The 18,081-nt window shown below is 69.1% G+C and carries 14 protein-coding genes and 1 pseudogene; 10 read left to right on the top strand and 5 right to left on the bottom strand.

The genetic code is table 11. The features are described from left to right. Positions 1–184: 184 nt before the first annotated feature. The gene (locus tag AOJ26_RS12765) at positions 185–2,170 is read right to left on the bottom strand and encodes a beta-galactosidase (protein ID WP_053848372.1); all 1,986 of its coding nucleotides are present in this window, start codon (positions 2,168–2,170) and stop codon (positions 185–187) included. Positions 2,171–2,808: 638 nt separating this feature from the next. Here AOJ26_RS12765 and AOJ26_RS12760 point away from each other — a divergent pair. The 7 genes and pseudogenes from AOJ26_RS12760 to AOJ26_RS44355 all read left to right on the top strand — a co-directional run. Next, positions 2,809–4,326 carry an alpha-L-fucosidase gene (locus AOJ26_RS12760; RefSeq protein WP_053848371.1) on the top strand — a complete coding sequence of 506 codons (1,518 nt, stop codon included), beginning with the start codon at positions 2,809–2,811 and terminating at the stop codon, positions 4,324–4,326. Between the two features lie 12 nt (positions 4,327–4,338). Beyond that, positions 4,339–5,547, top strand: a complete 1,209-nt coding sequence (locus tag AOJ26_RS12755) for an ROK family transcriptional regulator (protein ID WP_143663532.1) — start codon at positions 4,339–4,341, stop codon at positions 5,545–5,547. A 710-nt stretch (positions 5,548–6,257) separates the two neighbouring features. Continuing rightward, the gene (locus tag AOJ26_RS12750; protein ID WP_053848369.1) at positions 6,258–7,565 is read left to right on the top strand and encodes an ABC transporter substrate-binding protein; all 1,308 of its coding nucleotides are present in this window, start codon (positions 6,258–6,260) and stop codon (positions 7,563–7,565) included. Between the two features lie 46 nt (positions 7,566–7,611). After that, the gene (locus tag AOJ26_RS12745; protein ID WP_078959870.1) at positions 7,612–8,580 is read left to right on the top strand and encodes a carbohydrate ABC transporter permease; all 969 of its coding nucleotides are present in this window, start codon (positions 7,612–7,614) and stop codon (positions 8,578–8,580) included. Then, entirely contained in the window at positions 8,577–9,431 is an 855-nt protein-coding gene (locus AOJ26_RS12740) for a carbohydrate ABC transporter permease (RefSeq protein WP_053848368.1), read from the top strand. The genes AOJ26_RS12745 and AOJ26_RS12740 overlap by 4 nt, the downstream gene beginning before the upstream one ends. Beyond that, a complete protein-coding gene (locus tag AOJ26_RS12735) occupies positions 9,428–11,440 on the top strand; it encodes a beta-galactosidase (RefSeq protein ID WP_053848367.1) in 2,013 nt (670 codons plus the stop codon). The genes AOJ26_RS12740 and AOJ26_RS12735 overlap by 4 nt, the downstream gene beginning before the upstream one ends. A gap of 13 nt (positions 11,441–11,453) precedes the next feature. Then, positions 11,454–11,591 (top strand): annotated as a pseudogene (locus AOJ26_RS44355) (lamin tail domain-containing protein); the annotation flags it as partial. A gap of 326 nt (positions 11,592–11,917) precedes the next feature. Here AOJ26_RS44355 and AOJ26_RS12730 read toward each other — a convergent pair. Continuing rightward, complete coding sequence (locus AOJ26_RS12730) at positions 11,918–12,088, bottom strand: hypothetical protein (RefSeq protein ID WP_053848366.1); 171 nt, start codon at positions 12,086–12,088, stop codon at positions 11,918–11,920. Positions 12,089–12,442: 354 nt separating this feature from the next. Here AOJ26_RS12730 and AOJ26_RS12725 point away from each other — a divergent pair, with 354 nt between their 5' ends. Further along, complete coding sequence (locus AOJ26_RS12725) at positions 12,443–12,907, top strand: hypothetical protein (RefSeq protein WP_053848374.1); 465 nt, start codon at positions 12,443–12,445, stop codon at positions 12,905–12,907. A 328-nt stretch (positions 12,908–13,235) separates the two neighbouring features. Here the strand turns inward: AOJ26_RS12725 and AOJ26_RS12720 are convergent, their stop codons facing one another. Continuing rightward, on the bottom strand, positions 13,236–13,442 hold the full coding sequence (locus tag AOJ26_RS12720) for a hypothetical protein (protein WP_053848365.1): 207 nt from the start codon (positions 13,440–13,442) through the stop codon (positions 13,236–13,238). Between the two features lie 454 nt (positions 13,443–13,896). Between AOJ26_RS12720 and AOJ26_RS45205 the strand changes: the two genes are divergently transcribed. Then, positions 13,897–14,658, top strand: coding sequence for a DUF3566 domain-containing protein (locus AOJ26_RS45205; protein WP_078959868.1), 762 nt, complete (start codon positions 13,897–13,899; stop codon positions 14,656–14,658). Between the two features lie 261 nt (positions 14,659–14,919). Here AOJ26_RS45205 and AOJ26_RS12710 read toward each other — a convergent pair whose 3' ends face one another. After that, positions 14,920–15,297, bottom strand: a complete 378-nt coding sequence (locus AOJ26_RS12710) for an STAS domain-containing protein (protein WP_234358540.1) — start codon at positions 15,295–15,297, stop codon at positions 14,920–14,922. Between the two features lie 136 nt (positions 15,298–15,433). On the opposite strand from AOJ26_RS12710, the gene AOJ26_RS12705 reads away from it, so the two are divergent. Continuing rightward, positions 15,434–15,892: an ATP-binding protein gene (locus AOJ26_RS12705; protein ID WP_053848363.1), complete on the top strand. Its 459-nt coding sequence runs from the start codon at positions 15,434–15,436 to the stop codon at positions 15,890–15,892. A 191-nt stretch (positions 15,893–16,083) separates the two neighbouring features. On the opposite strand, the gene AOJ26_RS12700 is transcribed toward AOJ26_RS12705, so the two are convergent. Further along, a complete protein-coding gene (locus AOJ26_RS12700; protein WP_420713221.1) occupies positions 16,084–18,024 on the bottom strand; it encodes a flavin monoamine oxidase family protein in 1,941 nt (646 codons plus the stop codon). Positions 18,025–18,081: the final 57 nt, after the last annotated feature.

Raw genomic sequence — 18,081 nt, 5'->3', positions numbered from 1 at the left:
CACCCACGCCCACGTGCAGGCCGGCGGCGCGCGCCCGTCCGGGCCGGGCGCGCGCCGCCGGCCTGCACGTGGGCGTGGGTGAGCCGGTAGCAGCGCTGCCAGCTGATCTCCCACTGCGGGCACCACCCGGATCTGCTTCGCGGGCGACGGCCAAGCCAGCCTCTCACGCGCACGCTTCGGGCGGTCACGGCCTGCGCAGTACCGCGCTTCCTCCGGGCGGTACTTCGTGTGCGAGGGTGCCGGTCAGGAGGTCGTGGACGGGGGCCGGCAGGGGCACGGCGTCGGCGCGGTGGTTGATCAGGAATTGCCAGCGCCGGCCGTCGGGTGCGTGCCGGGTGACGACTTCGACGCCGGTCGGCTGATCCGGCAGTTCCGGCTGGACGCCGGTTTGTTCCAGCAGGCGGTCGACAAGGGTGCCGTAGTCGGCGTCATCCAGGCGGGTGGAGAGGTACCAGCCCTGTCCGGTGCCGAAGTGGTGCCGGGTGAGGGCGGGTCTGCCCGTGAGCATGCCGTGGGTGTAGGTGGCGAGCGTTTGCGCGCCCTCGCAGCGCAGGGACTCGCTCCACACCGTGCCGGACGATCCGTCCGACAGGGTGATCCGCTCGTCCGTCCGCAGCGGCCGGTACTCCTCGACGCGGATGCCCAGCGCCTCGCGCAGCGGTGCGGCGGGATAGCCGCCGAGGCGGGCGTGCATGCGGTCGTCGACGTATCCGCTCGCGTGCTGGACGAGGAGGGTCCCGCCGTCGGCGACGTAGCGGCGCAGGCTTTCCGCCCCCGCGTCGGAAAGAAGGAAGAGGGCCGGGGCGATGACGAGCCGATAGCGGTTCAACTCGTGCTCCGGGTGGGCGAAGTCGACGGTGACGCCGGCGTCCCACAGCGCCCGGTGGGTCCGCAGGAGCGCCGCGTGGTAGTCGAGGCGGGAGGAGGGCAGACCGTCCACGCCGAGCGCCCACCAGGCGTCCGGGTCGTGCAGCACGGCCACCGGCGCGGTGACGATCGACCCCGCCAGCTCGCCCAGCCGGGCGACCGCCTCGCCGGTCTGTGTGACCTCGCGGAAGATCCGGCTGTCGGGCCCGGCGTGCGGGACCATCGCCGAATGCCAGGTCTCCGCGCCGGTCCGGGACTGCCGCCACTGGAAGAACAGGGCGCCCTCCGAACCGCGCGCGATGTGGGCGAGGGTGTGCCGCAGGATCTCCCCGGGCTCCTTGCCGAGCACCCGGTCGCCGTCGTAGACGGTGTTGGTGCCCTGTTCCATCAGCAGCCAGGGGCGGCCGTCGGCCAGCGAACGGGTGCGGTCGGCATGGAAAGCGGCGTCGGCAGCGGCGTCCAGGCTGGGGGCGCTCGGGTACTGGTCGGAGGTGACGACGTCGAGTTCGCGGGCGAAGGCCCACAGGTCGACGTTCTGGTACGCGGGCAGCATCAGGTTGGTGGTCACCGGCCGGTCGCTGTGCTCGCGGATCGCGTCGCGCTGCTCGCAGAAGGCGGCGATGATCTCGCCGGACCAGAAGCGGTGGAAGTCCAGTGCCTGGCCGGGGTTCTTGTGCCATTGCGTGGCGCGGGGCGGCAGCACCTGTTCCCAAGAGGTGTAGTGCTGGCTCCAGAAGGCTGTTCCCCAGGCCTCGTTGAGGGCGTCGAGTGAGCCGTGGCGGGCGCGCAACCAGTCCCGGAAAGCTGCGGCCGTGTGGTCGCACCAGCAGAGCGTGCCGTACTCGTTGTGCACGTGCCACAGCGCGAGGGCGGGATGGTCGCCGTACCGCTCGGCCAGGGCGGAGGCGATCCGGCGGGCCGCGTTGCGGTAGGCGGGCGCGGTGAGACAGTACGTGTCGCGGCTGCCGTGGGTGAGGCGGGTGCCGTCAGAGGTGACCGGAAGCGCGTCGGGGTGGGCCAGGCTGAACCAGGGCGGCGGGGAGGCCGTCGGCGTGGCGAGGTCGACGGCCACGCCGTTCGCGTGGAGGCGTTCGATGTGGGCGTCGAGCCAGGTGAAGTCGTAGCGTCCTTGTTCGGGTTCGAGCAGGGCCCAGGAGAAGACTCCGAGTGTGGCCAGGTTGACCCTGGCCCGACGCATGAGCGTGTCGTCCTCCTTCCACACCCTCTCGTCCCACTGTTCGGGGTTGTAGTCCCCGCCGAAGGCAAGACTGCCCAAGCGGCCGGTGATCCTACGAGTTGTCATAAGGGCTCCTCGGGCACGGAGCGTCGAAGCGCTTCACTGAGTTGGTGAAGGTAACGGTGGGTTTGGCGCAAAGCAAGGGGCTTGGAAAAAAGAACCCCCCTGTGCGGCAGAGTGGTGACCGCCTCTCAGAACAGTCTTGCGCTGTCGAAGCGCTTCAACAATGAGCTCAGCGACACAACGCTCTATGGCATCCGCGCCACCCGCCCGGCATTCGACGCGATCGCCGTTGCCCGGCTCGGCATCGCGGTCGCCGCCCTCGGCGACCCTCCGCTCTCAACGGCCGTTCGACACGAGACCGTACGGGTTCAGCAGGCTGCTCAGGTCCCAGGAGGCGTCGCCGTGCGGTCGCCGCTACGAGGATGCGGACCGCTCTTGTGGTCACGCCAATGCGCCTACCGGGGGTCCCGGCCGACCCCACTCACTGCGCGCGCTGGTCGCCTGCGTCACCTTGACCCCGAAGCGTTGTTCCGGCATCGGCACCGGTCCCTTGGCGCGGGCACCCGCATCCCTGGCAGTCGCCGTGACGTGACGGTCCGAGCGTGGAGGCCGTATGGACCAACGGTTCGACAGAAGGATAGGGTCTCAGTTTGTAAACCGAGGTGACAAACATGTCATCAACTACGAACGGGACGACTCGCATGACCGATGACATCCTGCCTCCTTCGCGTGCCGTCGACGCCGTCGATGCGGTCGACGAGATCCGGGCGCTGACCGAGGTGAGGCCCAGCGCGAGACAGGTGGCGTGGCAGGCGATGGAGTTCTACGCCTTCATCCACTTCGGCATGAACACGATGACGGATCGCGAGTGGGGTCTGGGAGGCGAGGACCCTGCCCTGTTCGACCCGTCCGACCTCGACGTCGATCACTGGATGTCGGTGATCGCAGCGGCGGGGATGACAGGTGCCATCCTCACGGCCAAGCACCACGACGGCTTCTGCCTGTGGCCCTCTCGGGTGACCGCGCACTCGGTCGCCGCCTCCCCGTGGCAGGAGGGAAAGGGCGACCTCGTGCGGCTCGCGGCCGATGCGGCGCGGCGCCACGGTCTGAAGTTCGGGATCTACCTCTCGCCGTGGGACCGCACGGAGGCGTCGTACGGCTCGGGGAAGGCGTACGACGACTTCTTCGTGCGCCAGCTGGAGGAGCTGCTGTCCGAGTACGGCGAGATCTTCTCGGTCTGGTTCGACGGAGCCAACGGCGAGGGCCCCGATGGCGCGCACCAGGAGTACGACTGGGAGCGCTACTACGCAGTCGTACGACGGCTGCAACCCGGAGCCGTGATCTCGGTCTGCGGCCCGGACGTCCGGTGGTGCGGGAACGAGGCCGGACACACCCGCCCTGACGAATGGAGCGTCGTACCCGCCGCGCTGCGCGACGTCGAACGCGTCGCCGATCGGTCGCAGCATGCCGACGACGGGGCCTTTTCGCGGCTCGTCCGAAGCGACGAAGAGGACTTGGGCAGCCGCGTGGCTCTCGCCGGCCGCCTCGATGACCTCGTGTGGTATCCCGCCGAGGTGAACACGTCCATTCGACCGGGGTGGTTCTACCACCAGAACGAGGACAACTCCGTTCGCTCCGCCGGCGGACTCTTCGACCTGTGGTGCGATGCGGTCGGCGGCAACGCGTGCCTGCTGCTCAACGTGCCGCCCGATGCCCGCGGGCGGTTGGCCGCTCCCGACGTTGCCGCCCTGACGGGGCTGGGCGAACGCGTCCGGGCGTGGCGAAACGGAGTGCTGGACGCGGACATCGAGCTGTCGTCCGGGGCCCCGCGCACAGGGTCGGGCGAGTCCGTGGCTGACCGGTCCGTCCTCACGCGCCTGGCCGCCGATGCGGCGGCACCGTACGTGTGGCGTCCGGAGGTGTTCGATGCCGTGCCGACCGCCTCGCTCGTTTTCGGTGATCCCACCGAGGTGGGCGCCGTGGTCATCCGCGAGGACATCACCCAGGGCCAGCGCCTCGAGCGTGTGGTGGTGATCGGGGTGTCCGACGGAAGTGATCGGGTGCTCGCCGAGGCGAATTCGGTCGGCTACCAGCGGATTCTGCGCTTTGCCCCGCGCGTCGTCGACAAGGTCGAGGTCAGAATCGAAGCATCCCGCGGCCGTCCGGCGATCCGTACGCTCGCAGTGATTGATGCCGACGTTGCGTGGCCTCGAAAATGAACCCTGTGTTGCGTGAGCGCGCCATGGCGCGCCGATACCGAGAGTGTGTTGGATGGATTCATGACAAGCGCACCTGACGACCCCGCATCGCCCACCGGGGCCGGCCCCGGATGGCCACGGCTGCATCCGACGACGCAGTCGGCGTACAACCGCATCCTGTGGAACGGTGGGCTCTCCAAGAGCGAGGTGGCGAAAGCGCTCGGCCTGTCCCGCACCCGGATGACGGCGATCGCACGCGATCTCGAGGCCGCGGGTCTCATCTTCGAAGGGGGCAGGGAACAGAGGGCCAGCACGGGACGGCCCGCCGACATGCTCCTCGCCAGGACCGACCTCTTCCACTTCCTCGGCGTACATGTCCGTGCGGGTGAACTGGTCGCCGCGGGGATCGATCTGACGAACAAGGTGGTCTGGGAGCGGCGCCAGCCCGTCGCCGAACTGGACCCGTCCGTCGTCGGCGCGCAATGCCGCACCTGGCTGGCCGAGGCGAAGGCCGACGGCCTGCGCGTGGCGGCTCTGGCCGTGTGCGGATCGGTTGAGCGGATCGACGGAGCCGAGGAAGGGGTCGGTCTCCAGGCCGTGGCGCCCGAGGCGATCCGGTCGGAATGGGAGCAGGATTTCGGCATACCGGTATGGGCCGAGGACGACATCATCGCCCTCACGGCGTTCGAGCAATGGCCGCGCCTGGCCGAGGGCCAGGACAGCATGGCCCTCATCTCCCTCGGGCGGGACATCGGGTTCGGGCTGGTCGCCGACCGCAAGATCATCCAGGGTGCGCACGGCAGGGCGGGCAGGTTCTCCCACGTCCAGGTCGCGAATGACGGCGCGAAGTGCCCCCTGGGACATCGCGGCTGCTTGTGGGCGGAAAGCTCCACGACCTCGATCGTGAACGATGTCGCCGACGCGCAGACGCTCGACGACGTCATCGGCCGAGCCGCGGCGGGGGAGCGGACGGCGTGTGAGCGGCTGGCGCGCGCTGCCCATGGGATCGGCGTGGCAGCCGGGCACATCCTGAATCTGCTTGATCCCGACAAGGTGATCCTGACGGGGGACAGTCCGTTGCTCCTCGATTCCCGTACCGAGTACTTCGACGAGGGGATGCGGTCCGTGTACACCGTGCCGGAACCGCCGGTCATCGAGGTCACGGTGTTCGACTTCCTCGAATGGGCACGCGCGGCCGCCGGGCTGGCGCTGTACCGACGCCTCGCCGAGTACGACCACTGAGGGGCACCCTCGCCTCGGCAAGGCGAGGGGTTGGTCCTGAAGTGCTGGTGAAGTGAAGCTTCCGGCAGAGGGTTGTCGACCACGCAGACAGCCGACGCCGGAGGCTTGGCACGCCGGCCTGCCCGTCGGACATTGCTGCGCGCGTCCCCTGTTCGACGCCGCCTGTCCGCTGTGTCCTCGGGGAGGTTCCTCCGGTCTCTGCGTCCGGTGACGCGCCGTCCCGGTGTCGGCCGTCATGCCCTGCCGGCAGCAGCTGCCTGTGCGCCGCCGGACTTTGCGGGGTGCCCGCTCACCGCACAAGCCGCGCCAGACGTCACCGCGGTCTGCGGCCGGGCGGCCGCCCGCTGAGCCGACCGGGCCTGGTCGAACGCCGCTTGTTACCGCGGCCACTGCCGTGCGTGGTGGTGCAGACGACCTCTTCGCAGCATGGCCGCCCTTTCCTTCCACAGAGGCGCACCCCGGACCAGGCCGTCATCAGCCCGTCGTCGGCCTCGATACCGGGCGGTTCCTGCGCCGAGCGCGGTGGTCGACCACCGCTGAGCCGGTCGCTCCAACGTCGTCTGTGCCCCGAAGTGCATGAGGCGCTGGCGGAAAACGTCTGCTGTGCGGACGAGGCACAAGGGTTTGTCACCTCCATTGACAAACTCTGCTGACGCGAGTGATGCTCGTCGCCGCGAGAGACCGAGTCCGCTCCGAGTCAAGGGAGACTCATGCGCACCAGCAAGTTCCGCAAGCTCGCGGCTGCTCTGGCCGCCGCAGCCGCTACCGCACTCCTCGCTTCCGCCTGCTCCGGCGCGGGCACCTCCACCTCCTCCGACGGGAAGGTCACCCTGCAGTACTGGGCGTGGGCGCCCGGAAGTGCACAGGAAGTCAAGGAATTCAACCGCACGCATCCGGACATCAAAGTGGTCCACACCGACGCCGGCGGTGGCGAGCAGTCGTCCGCCAAGCTGCTGGCCGCGATCCGCGCGGGCAACGCGCCCGATCTCGCCCTGGTGGAGAACACGTCGCTGCCTCGCATGATCGTCGCCGGTGCCCCGCTGGACATCACCGACTACGTCGCCGACGTACGGAAGAACTATTCGGCCGGGTCGTGGGCGCAGACGACCTTCAGTGGACGGACGTACGGGCTGCCGCAGGACGTCGGTCCCATGGCGCTGCTCTACCGCAAGGACGTCTTCGACAAGTACGGCATCAAGGCGCCTGTGACGTGGGAGGACTACCGGAAGGCGGCCGCCAGGATCAAGGCCCGCGACCCCAAGCTCACGATGGCCTCGCTGAGCACCGACGGTTGGGGCTGGTACGCCGCGGTGGCGGCACAGGCCGGCGACGACTGGTGGTCGGTCGACGGAGACAAGTGGACCGTCAACATCGACGGCGCGAACTCCCGCAAGGTGATGGACTTCTTCCAGGGAATGTTCAAGGACGGGCTCATCGCTGCCGACCCGATTCTGACGCCGACGTACAACCAGCAGCTGAACAACGGCACGATGCTCTCCTGGCCCTCCGCCGCCTGGGCCCCCGGTGTCGTCTACGGCGTGGCGCCGAAGACCGCCGGCAAGTGGGCCCTCGCCCCCCTGCCCCGGTGGAACGTCAACGACCCGACCGTCTCCTTCCAGGGCGGCTCCTCGATCATCGTCACCTCCAAGTCCAAGCACCCCAAGCAGGCAGCGGAATTCGCGAAATGGCTCAACGCCAGTGACCAGGGCGCGAAGATGATCCTCAACGTGCAAAACGGCTACCCCGCCGCTCTGGCAGGCCAAAAGGCCGCAACTGCGCAGAAGCCCCCGGCTCTCATGCCGCAGCAGACCGACTACTACAAGGTCGTCGCAGAGATCGCCAAGCACACCCGCCCGGTGACCTGGGGCCCGAACACCGATGTCGCAGCCACCGCATTCACGGACGCGATGAACGCGGCCGTCCACAACGGCACTTCATGGGCTGACGTTCTGACCGTCACGCAGAAAGCCGTCGTGAAGGACCTGAAGAAGCAGGGATTCAAGGTGCGCGAGGGATAGGGCGGTGGACTGAAGGAAAGCGCAGAGCGTCAGAGAGGGCATCCGCATGACCAACACAGCCGTTGCCGACAAGGACATCAGGTCAGTGACGGCGGCCGCTCCGCCGCCGACTCGTCGCCGTCGTCGCCGCAGCATCGCGCCGTACCTGTTCAGCGCACCCGCCATGGTGCTGTACACCGTGTTCACGGTGATCCCTGTGGTGTACGCACTCGGCTCCAGTTTCTACGCCCAGCGGCGGACCGGCGGTGGCGCCCTCGGCACCCGCTCCACGGTGTTCGTCTGGTTCGACAACTACGTCTCGGTCTTCCACGACTCCCAACTGATCGCCGGCCTGCGACATCTGGCGCTCTACGGGGTCATCGCCGTGCCGTTGACCCTGGGCCTCGCGCTGCTGTTCGCTCTGCTGCTGGACGCGCCGGGGGTGAAACTGCGGCGCTTCGGGCGCACGGCGATCTTCATCCCCTACGCCGTGCCCGGCGTCGTGGCCGCGCTGATGTGGGGGTTCATGTATCTGGCGGGGACGAGCCCGTTCTCGTACGTCACTCGGTCCCTCGGGTGGGGGGACATCCCCTTCCTCGGGCCGAACGGAATCTACGGCTCGCTCGCCAACATCTCCATCTGGGGCGGCACGGGATTCAACATGCTCGTCATCTACACGGCGTTGCGCAGCATTCCCCACGAGCTGATCGAGGCGGCGCGCCTGGACGGGGCCAACGAGATCCAGATCGCCCTCCGCGTCAAGGTGCCGCTGGTCGGCCCGGCGCTGCTGCTGACCGCGATCTTCGCGCTGCTGGGGACTCTCCAGCTCTACGGCGAGCCGCTGATGCTCAAACCTCTGACGAACACCATCTCCAACACGTGGGTGCCGCTCATGTCGATCTACCAGGACGCGTTCGCGCTCGACGATCTCCATGACGCGGCGGCGGCGTCGATCGTCCTCGCCCTCGGTACCGCGCTGGTGTCGATCGCAGTCCTGGCGTTGGTCCGCGTCTCGACGAGGCGGGGTATGCGATGAGCGCGATCACCGAGAGGACGCACGAACGAACCAAGATCGTTCCCACGCTCATCATGGTGGCGGGGGCGCTCTACTGCCTCCTCCCCGTGGCCTGGGTGTTCGTCGCTGCCAGCAAGGCCCCCGGCGAGCTGTTCGACTCCTTCACCTTCGTCCCCGGCACGGGTCTGCTCGACAATCTCGGCGACCTGTTCTCCTACGACGGCGGCGCCTACGGACTGTGGGCGCTCAACTCGCTCCTGTACGCGGGCGTGGGAGGCGTCCTGTCGACGCTCGTGTCGGCCTCCGCCGGCTACGCCCTGGCGAAGTTCGACTTCAGAGGCGGCCGGATCTTCTTCGCCGCCATCCTCGGAGGACTGCTCATCCCGGGCATCACCCTGGCCGTACCGCAGTACCTGCTGCTGTCCGACCTGCACCTGGCCGGCACCCAGTGGTCGGTGCTCCTCCCGAGCATCCTCAGCCCGTTCGGTATCTATCTGTGCCGGGTGTACGCCGCGAGCGCCATCCCGGCGCAGATGCTCGAAGCCGCCCGGATCGACGGCGCCGGCGAGTGGCGGATCTTCCGCAGCGTCGTGCTCCCCCTGATGGCGCCGGGCATGGTGACGGTGTTCCTGCTGCAGTTCGTCGGCATCTGGAACAACTTCCTGCTGCCGTACATCATGCTCTCCAACACCCGGACCTTCCCTCTCACGGTCGGGTTGAACTCCCTGCTCGAGCGCGGCTCCGGCTCGCCGTCGCTGTACACGCTCGCCATCACCGGCGCCGCGCTCGCGATCGTCCCCCTCATTGCCCTGGTGCTGTTCCTGCAACGGTTCTGGCGCCTCGACCTCATCGCTGGAGGAGTCAAAGGATGACTTGGTCCCACGTCGACAACGCCTGGCCCACACGCGGGCTGAGCTATGGAGCCGACTACAACCCCGAACAGTGGGACAGGGACGTATGGAAGGAAGACGTCCGCCTGATGACCCAGGCAGGGGTCAACCTCGTCTCCCTCGGCATCTTCTCCTGGGGCCTCATCGAAGTCGCGGACGGAGAGTACGACTGGGAGTGGATGGACGAGATCGTCGACCTCCTGGCGAGCAACGGCATCGCCATCGACCTCGCCACCCCGACGGCCGCGCCCCCGGGCTGGCTGCTGGCGGCACATCCCGAGATCCGCCCCGTCGACCACGACATGCAGCCGCACTGGCCCGGCGCCCGGCTCGGCTGGTGCCCGAGCAGCCCGGTCTTCCGCGCCTACGCGCTCCGCATGGTCCGAGCGCTCGCCGACCGCTACGGCCACCGTGAACACGTCGTCATGTGGCACGTCAGCAACGAACTGGGCGGCGGCAACGGCCGCTGCTACTGCGACGCGTCGGCGGCGGCGTTCCGCGACTGGCTTCGACACAAGTACGGAACCCTCGAAGCGCTGAACAAGGCATGGGGAACCGCCTTCTGGGGTCACACCTACCGCGACTTCGCGCACATCCTGCCGCCCCGCGGCAACGACGCGAAGAACCCGTCCCTCGTCCTGGACTTCGACCGCTTCTCCTCGGACGAGCTCCTGGCGCACTACCTCGCCGAGCGCGACGTGCTCAAGAGCGTCACCCCCGCCCTGCCCGTCACGACGAACTTCATGGCGGGCGCCGAGCCCGACGTCGTCGACTACCCCCGGTGGGCACCCCACATGGACATCGTCGCGAACGACCACTACACGCGCTCACCCGACCCGCTGCCCGAGCAGGACGTCGCCTTCTCAGGCGACCGCATGCGGGCCATGACGACACAACGCCGCCCATGGATGCTCATGGAACACTCGACCAGCGCCGTCAGCTGGCAGCCGCGCAACCGCGCCAAGGCGCCGGGAGAGATGATCCGCAACAGCCTGAGCCACGTGGGTCACGGCTCCGACGGCATCCTGTTCTTCCAGTGGCGCGCCTCCCTGGCCGGAGCGGAACAGTTCCACTCGGCCATGGTTCCCCACGCCGGTGAGGACACCGCCCTCTACCGCGACGTGTGCAAACTGGGCGAGTACCTGCGGCGCCTCGCCCCGGTCATGGGCTCACGCACGCCGCAGGCCCGCGTCGGCATCCTCTTCGACGACGAGGCGGGCTGGGCGATGGCGAAGGGAGTCAAACCGAACAACCACCTCGCGTACGGACGCATCGTCCGGGACTGGCATCACGCGTTCTGGCGGCTGAACGAGAGCATCGAAATCCTCTCGCCATGGTCCGACTTCACCGGCTGCGAGGTGCTCGTGGTGCCCGGACTCTTCCTGACCGACGGTGACACCGCGGCGCGCGTGAGTGCCTTCGCCGAGGCCGGCGGCACGGTCGTGCTCGGCTTCCTCTCGGGGATCGTGGACGAGCACGACCAGGTGAGGCCCGGCGGATACCCCGGGGCGTTCCGTGAACTCCTGGGCGCCTGGTGCGAGGAGTTCCGGCCCCTGCAAGAGGGCGAGACGTTCACCCTCGACAACGGTTGGTCCGGCACCGAGTGGACCGAACTCGTCCGCATGCGCGACGCCGACGTGATCGCCCGCTACAGCGGCGGCGACCTCAACGGCCATCCAGCGATCACCTCCCGTGCGCTCGGGACCGGAGGCCGTGTGGTCTACGTCTCGGCCGGACTCGACAGCGATGCGCTGCTCGACGTCGCCCGTTCTCTGATACGCCCCACCGAACTGTCGGACATGCCGAAAGGGCTCGAAGTGCTCGTGCGCCGCAACGACGAGGAAGCCTTCACCTTCTTCGTCAACCACGCGGACGAAGACGCGATCGTTACGGCGCGGGGCCGGGAGATGCTCACAGACGAGCCGGTCGGTGGAGAGTTGCGCATACCGGCCGGAGAGGTGCGGGTCGTGAGGTCGGGCACCTCGAAGTAAGCCAGGCACCGGCCTCTACATGGACCGCCGCAACTACGTGTGGGACAACTACGCCGGCACCGCGACCTTGCGCAACGACCACGGCCGCTTCGTCGATGACGCTTCCTGGGGCGGGTGCCGACACCACCAGGGCCGTGGCCGCCACCACTGACTCCGCTTTCCAGACCCGCTGCACGAGGTGATGCCGCGGGACGGCGGGCCCGGCCTGGGCCACATCCCGTCGCCCGGGGCCGGCGGGGTACACCTGCGGCAGCGCCAGGAGCGGGCAGAGCATCGTGGCACGGTGCGCTATGCCGGGGTGGCTGGGGTCCGGTGATTTGGAGGCGCAGGTTCCACTGCTCACCGGGCCCCAGCTATGAGGCCCGGTTCCCGGGCAGGTGGCTGTTACACCGCTTTACCGCAGAGCTGTCCTAATCCGCCACATGCCTGTGGCTCCGGGGGAATCCGGAGCCACAGGCATGTGCGCTGCTTGGCGTGCTACCAGCGATACCAGCGGCCCTTGCGTCCGCCCGTGCCGGCGGAGCGCATGACGAAGCCCAGCAGCCAGACGACCAGCACGATGACCGCGAGCCACCACAGTGCCTTCACCGCGAAACCCGCGCCGAAGAGAAGCAGAGCCAGCAGAAGAACTACAAGCAGGGGAACCATAGTTATCAACCTCCGTCGCTCCTCGTGCCCGGCGAATGCCAGAACACACAGTCGATTTCCCTGGTTTCTCCACTGCTCCTGCGGGCACTGGGCTTAGTTTCTCCACATGGTCATGGGGTGATCCGGTTGGGGGATCGGCGGCGGGTGGCACGGCTGATTCGACTACGGCCGTTCTTGGGGCGGGCAGGCGCTCATGCTGTACTCGTTCAAGGCGTCCCAGGTCCGCTTGGCGTCGGTGACCGTTCCCGGGAGCCGGTGCGTGCCACCGCATCACCTTCGGGCAGTCCACCCCGGATGACGCCAAGGCCAGGAGGATCTGTCGGGTGGCGGTGCCGGTTCATTAGGGTGATCCGCATGGACATGCGGAGCAGTGTCGCGGTGCTGGTCGGGGAAGCTGAACAGCAGATCCACGACCGGGTATGGAGATTGGCGCCGAGCGACCGGACACTCGCGCGGGAGACCGAGGCCGGTCTGCGCGATGTTGTCGGCCCGCGGGACGTCCAGGAGGCTCTGCCGCAGATCAAGCGGCTCGAACACCTGCGGGAAACTCTCGCCGTCCTGGCCATCGCCCTCGCGCGTACACACGGCCGTCTGGCCTGGTTTCTCTCCGGCGCCCTTAACGCGCTCGAACCGATCCTGCGCTGGCGTGCCCTGCCGGCTGACCGCGGTGGCACCTTCGGCACTGTCCTTCCGAGGCCTGAGGAATACACGGAAGCGGAGGACGCCGTCCGCCGACTCCAGGACGCCCTTGCGCACATCACCGCCGACCCGGTCGACCTCGGCAGCGTTCGCGCAGATCCGCAAGCAGACGGGGACTGAGCAGGGTGTCCCGGCAGGTTTCCGTCGCATGCGTCCTTTGACGGGGCCGTCGCCGCGCTGGGCTCCGGGCAGGCTCGTGGCCAACCTGCGCGACGAGCTGTCGGACAGAGCCTCACCACGGCGGCGACATCCGGGGCCGGCGTCCTGATAGCAGCCTGCACACAGATTCCCTGCCCGCCGCCCGACAGACATGGCTGATCACCGCATCCGTCGCCTGGTTATCTGCCCCACGACAGGTTCGCTGGCCGGGACGGTGACGGGCGCCGAAGCCCCGTCCGGCGGGCGCCGAACACCGGGCCGTCCCTCCGTGAGGGGGACAGAAGCGGAGTCACGAAGTTTCCACGAGCGGAGCTACGGCCATGAGTTGGGCGAAGGCGGCCATGCATGCGGGGCAGTGCCGCGCCTGCTCGGCCTGTGAGGCATGCATATGGTCAGCGAGTTGCTGTCCGCACAGGGCGATGGCTGTCTGTTTGGCGATGACGTGCCACACCACGGTGGTGCCGGGCCGGTCGGGTCCTGGACGCATCTCGTACATGATCGGCCTCCTTGAGTGGGATGCCTTTCGGCTCCCAGCAGACCCTGCCCGCAGGGAGTGCACCGCCCGACGTGGGCCGTTGGAGTGACAAACGGGCCCCGTCTCGGCCCTGGCGCCTGTACCTCCATACGGTCGCATGGCAGCCGTGATGCTCGCCGGGCGCGGTCGCGAACGCGTCGGCCAGCTGGCGACGACGGCACAGCGACTGCCCATGTTCTGCCGCCGCGATTCCGGCAGAGCGCGTTCGTCCGATCCGTCAGGGGGCGTCGGTCGTTGAGCTGCTGCTGCGGTGGACACCCAGGATGCAGGGTTCGGGGCGCACGCCTACCGTCGGTTCTGTCCGCTGAGGGGACATCGCCCACTTGGCGCTGTCCGCTGCGAGTGGTGCCAACGTCCGAGCCGATCATGGCGCGGTGCTTCACGCTGGGTGACGCTTCGAGGGTCGGCGTCCGGCATGTGCGGCCATCGGTTTCAGGCAGTCTCGTTGACAGGTGAGGAGAGCAGCATGGGCCGGGCCAAGAGTGCTCGCGACAAACGCGCCCGCACTCAGCGGGGGAGAACCCCGGGAGGACGGCGCCAAGGGCCGAACAGCCAGAGCCGTTCCACCGTGCCCGTGCCCGTGGCCGGCGGTGCCGGAGCTGACACGGCTGGAGCCGGCGGCACTAGCGCCGAGACGGCGCAGGCTCCGGACGACAGCGCGCCAGTCTCACTGCCGCCTGAGCGCACGCCACCCATACAGCACGTCCGTGTGGATGCGCCCGTTGATACCGGTCAGGCATCGCCGCCCCCTTCCCCTGGGCCGTCCCCGGCCGCCGTGGCACGACTGCGCGTAGCGGAGATCGATCCGTGGTCCGTGGCTCTGACCGGCGCCCTGGTGTCTTTCGGGGTGGGGCTGGCCCTGGCCGTGGCCGCCTGTCTTTCGTGGGTCGTGACCGATGCGGTGGACCCGGGGCAGCCAGGTCCCTCGCTCATGTGGGGTCTGACCCTCCTCTCCGTCACCGTGCTGGTGGGAACGGTCCTGGGAACGGCCATGGCAACGATCATCGCCTTCTTCTACAACCTGGCGGCGCAGTACACAGGGGGTGTCCATTTCACCCTCCGCCGACAGGCCGCACGGCGCCCCGGCTTGGTGCGACTTCGGGCAGTGTTGGAACGAGACCGCCGGAGCTCCCGCCTCCCCGTACGGCTTGGCGTGCGCCGACGGCCGACAGCCTGAGCCCGCGGCCATCGACCGCGACCGCTCCTGCGACCGTTGGCGCGGTCGCAGACCGGCCGCAGGGAGGAAGTCGGCCGCAGGGAAGAAGACGGCCGCAGGCCAGTCACGCAGTGCTTGATCACACCCCCGGCACCGCGCTGGCCGCAGCCGCCTGCATGCCCTCATGGGCAGCCGGCAGGCATATGTGAGCGGAGCGGCTCAGGTTGCTGCCGGACATCGTGGTTGCCGGGGTACATCCGTGATGCGGCCACTGTTTACAGCTCAGTGGCTGAGCGCTTCGCGGAGGGTGGGATAGCAGTCGATGAGGGTGTCGACGCCGACGATCTGGATGATGCGCTGCACGGGGCTGGTAGGTGCGGCCAGGCGGAGCCAGCCGCCGGCGGCGGTGACGGTCTGGTGGGCGGTGATGAGGATGTTGATGCCGGTGGAGTCCATGAAGGTGACCCGCTGCATGTCGAGCACGAGGCGGGGCCGCGGCGTGCCGGAGACGTCCAGCGCCTGACGGAGCTTCTCGCCTGTGTCGTCGTCGATCTCACCGGCGAGAGCAAGGATGCGGATGCCCGCGCTGGTGGTGTCCACGATCGACAAATGGCCTGGCTGCGCCGCTTGTCCGGTGTCTGGCATCTCGTCCCCAGTCATGTGGGTGATCCTGGCACACCAGCGCCTTCACCTGCAGTGCTGCCCATGGACAGGGTGGGCAATGCCTTCATGTCGAAGGCGTAAAGCCTGTGCTGCGGGTACGCGTGAGGTGTGTACGGGGTAAAGGTGGACCGCGATGCAATCAGCTTCAGTGAGTGAGAACGCCCCGGTGCCCGGGGAGCAGGCCCTACAGACCACGGTGGCGCTGGAAGGGGACAGTACGTCCATAGCCGATGCCCGCCGGCACGCCGGGGACTTCCTCGCCCACGTTCAGAGCGTGTACAGCCTGCCGGTTTCGCAGCGTGCCATGGACCTGACCCGGCTGGTGGTCAGTGAGCTGGTCACCAACTCCCTCAAGTACGCGCCGGGCCCGGTGCTGCTTGATGTGCGGGTTGTCGGCGATGTGGTGGAGGTGGTGGTGTGGGACTGCGGTCCGGTGTTGCCGATGGCCCGGGCCGCCGACGTGGGGAGGGTGGGCCAGCACGGCCTGGAGATCGTGATGGCCGTCGCGCAGGGTTTCGAGGTGCGGCGGGAGCCGGTGGGCAAGCGCATCACCGTCCGCATCGCGCTCTTCGACGACTCTGGCGGCCCATGACCGGACACCTGCATCCGCCGCGCGCCAGATCAGGGAGACGCGTCCGGCCTGCGGCCGTGTGATCCCACGGGATCACACGACTACGCCGAAGCCCTGGCCTGCCGCTCCCATAACTGGGCCTACACCCTAGGTGTGCTGTCCCGGGACGCCGGACGCCGCCCCCTCGTAAGGGGAGCGGCGCCCGGCGCGGTTCACGCCGAGTGGATCTCCAGGGCGGCGCGCACGGCGGACTCCAGTGCTCCCTCGATCCACGCCGGTTTCACGGAGGTGTGGTCGCCCGCGAAGTGCAGCGGCCCCTCGGGGGCCGGGATGGACGTGAGCAGCTCCGTGTGCTGGCCGGGCAGCAGCACGGACGCCTCGCCGTAGGCGTACGGGTCGCGCATCCAGCTCTGGGTGCGGCCGGCGCCGGTGTAGAAGACCTCGATCCGCTGGCCGTACACCTCCTGGAGCCCGCCCAGGGCGTACGGGTAGCGGGCCTCGTCGTCGAGGGAGTCCCAACGCAGGGCGTCGTCCGCCCAGCTGTAGGACGCCAGGACCACCCCGCCGGCGCTGCCGGGCACCGGGTGGGACGGCTGGTACATGAACCGGTTGGCGTTGTCCGAGACCGAGCCGCCACCGACGACGTCGACCGCGGCCGGCTGGTCACGGGTTACGGCGCGGTTCGCGGCGTAGTGGGTGCGCTGGCCGGCCGTGATGTGGCCGGACGGGACGGACGGGTGGGCGCCGAGCAGGCTGCCGTCGCCCGGGGTGCGTCCGGCGCGGTAGGCGTCGTACAGCCCGGGGTCGATGCGGCCCAGCTCCCGCTTCCAGTCGGCCTCGTCGAACTCCCACCAGCGGCGGCTGAACTCCAGCAGCACCTTGGTCGCGCAGTCGTAGTGCAGTTCGGTGACCGCCCGGCGCTTGGTGTACGACATCGGCGGGCTGACCTGCACGTGCCGCAGGCCGGAGAAGGGCACGGTCACCACGGCCGCGTCCGCCGTGAACTGCTCGCGCACGACCGGGCCGGCCCGTCCCTCGGAGACGGTGTCCACCCAGACGTGTGGTCCCCGGGCGCGTACGTGCCGGGTGTCGCTGCCGGCCCGGTCGGGGTCGTAGTACTCGATCCGGGTCACCCGCCGGTCGAACCGCACGGTGTCGCGGACCTTGGCCAGCAGGGCGTCGGGCAGGACGGCCGTGCCGCCCTCCAGCTCCCAGAACGCGGTGTCCGGGCTGATCAGGGAGGACCCGATGAAGCTGTGCACGAAGGACAGCGGCAGCCGTGAGGTGAGGTTCTCGACGGTGCCGATCAGGTCGACCGTCCGCTCGTCCAGGCCGGCGTGCTCGGTCAGGAAGCGGAACATCGACCAGTCGCCGAAGCGCTGGATCACCTTGGCCCAGCCCTGGATGCGTTCGGGCAGCGGCTTGTCGGTGCGCTTGCCGTCGGGTCCGAGCGTGCTGAACTCGTCGCGCACCGGGTCGAGGACCGAGCGCAGGATGGCCGCGGCCGGGGTGTCCCAGTGGGCGCGCGGGACGCCGAAGGAGCGGTTGATGCGCCGGGGGGCGCGGGCGTAGTCGGCGCGGCGCATGCGCACGCCGTTGACGTGGATCCAGGTGTGCGCGGCAGGCCGTCCCTGCCCGTCCACGTCGACGTAGTAGAACGGCCGCTTCTTCAGGCCCAGTTGGCCGATGAGGTCCATCACCAGCGGGTGGCTGCCGGGCAGCCGCATCGCGCCGGCCTCGGCGTACTGACGCGGGTCGGCGAAGGGCTGCGCCGCCTTCTCGTGGCCACCGCGGCGGAACGTCTTGATGCGCCCGCCGACCCGGTTGCCGTTGGCCTCCAGGACGGTCACGTGGTGTCCGGCGCGCTGGAGCAGCCACGCCGTGACGAGGCCGGCCGGGCCCGCCCCGATGACGAGAACCTTCTTGGCCCCGGCCGTCCGGGTGCGGGGCAGGCCGTCCTTGAGAACGCGCCGGTAGCCGGGGACGAGGGGCCGGCCGTCGTCGTCGAGGACGAGCAGGGCCCGGGCGACGGCGAGGCCGCGGTCGAAGTCCGCGCCGCGCGCTGCGGACGGGGCCACTGCCGGGGCGGGATTGCGCGGGGGCGACTGGGCGGGCAGGGCCGCCGCGCTGCCGGCGCCGAGGAAGGCGGCCACGGCGGTCGTGCCCGCGGCCGTCGTGAGCGTCCGCCCGGTCAGGCAGCCGTGGTCGGC

The organism is Streptomyces sp. NRRL B-24085, assembly GCF_001282115.1.
GTDB lineage: Bacteria > Actinomycetota > Actinomycetes > Streptomycetales > Streptomycetaceae > Streptomyces.
This window is presented reverse-complemented; position numbering and strand designations above follow the sequence as displayed.

Bases quoted from the DNA above. Each gene is read 5' to 3' on its own strand.
- AOJ26_RS12765 (WP_053848372.1), bottom strand. From the start codon at position 2,170: ATGACAACTCGTAGGATCACCGGCCGCTTGGGCAGTCTTGCCTTCGGC.
- AOJ26_RS12760 (WP_053848371.1), top strand. From the start codon at position 2,809: ATGACCGATGACATCCTGCCTCCTTCGCGTGCCGTCGACGCCGTCGAT.
- AOJ26_RS12750 (WP_053848369.1), top strand. From the start codon at position 6,258: ATGCGCACCAGCAAGTTCCGCAAGCTCGCGGCTGCTCTGGCCGCCGCA.
- AOJ26_RS12745 (WP_078959870.1), top strand. From the start codon at position 7,612: ATGACCAACACAGCCGTTGCCGACAAGGACATCAGGTCAGTGACGGCG.
- AOJ26_RS12740 (WP_053848368.1), top strand. From the start codon at position 8,577: ATGAGCGCGATCACCGAGAGGACGCACGAACGAACCAAGATCGTTCCC.
- AOJ26_RS12735 (WP_053848367.1), top strand. From the start codon at position 9,428: ATGACTTGGTCCCACGTCGACAACGCCTGGCCCACACGCGGGCTGAGC.
- AOJ26_RS12730 (WP_053848366.1), bottom strand. From the start codon at position 12,088: ATGGTTCCCCTGCTTGTAGTTCTTCTGCTGGCTCTGCTTCTCTTCGGC.
- AOJ26_RS12725 (WP_053848374.1), top strand. From the start codon at position 12,443: ATGGACATGCGGAGCAGTGTCGCGGTGCTGGTCGGGGAAGCTGAACAG.
- AOJ26_RS12720 (WP_053848365.1), bottom strand. From the start codon at position 13,442: ATGTACGAGATGCGTCCAGGACCCGACCGGCCCGGCACCACCGTGGTG.
- AOJ26_RS45205 (WP_078959868.1), top strand. From the start codon at position 13,897: ATGTGCGGCCATCGGTTTCAGGCAGTCTCGTTGACAGGTGAGGAGAGC.
- AOJ26_RS12710 (WP_234358540.1), bottom strand. From the start codon at position 15,297: ATGACTGGGGACGAGATGCCAGACACCGGACAAGCGGCGCAGCCAGGC.
- AOJ26_RS12705 (WP_053848363.1), top strand. From the start codon at position 15,434: ATGCAATCAGCTTCAGTGAGTGAGAACGCCCCGGTGCCCGGGGAGCAG.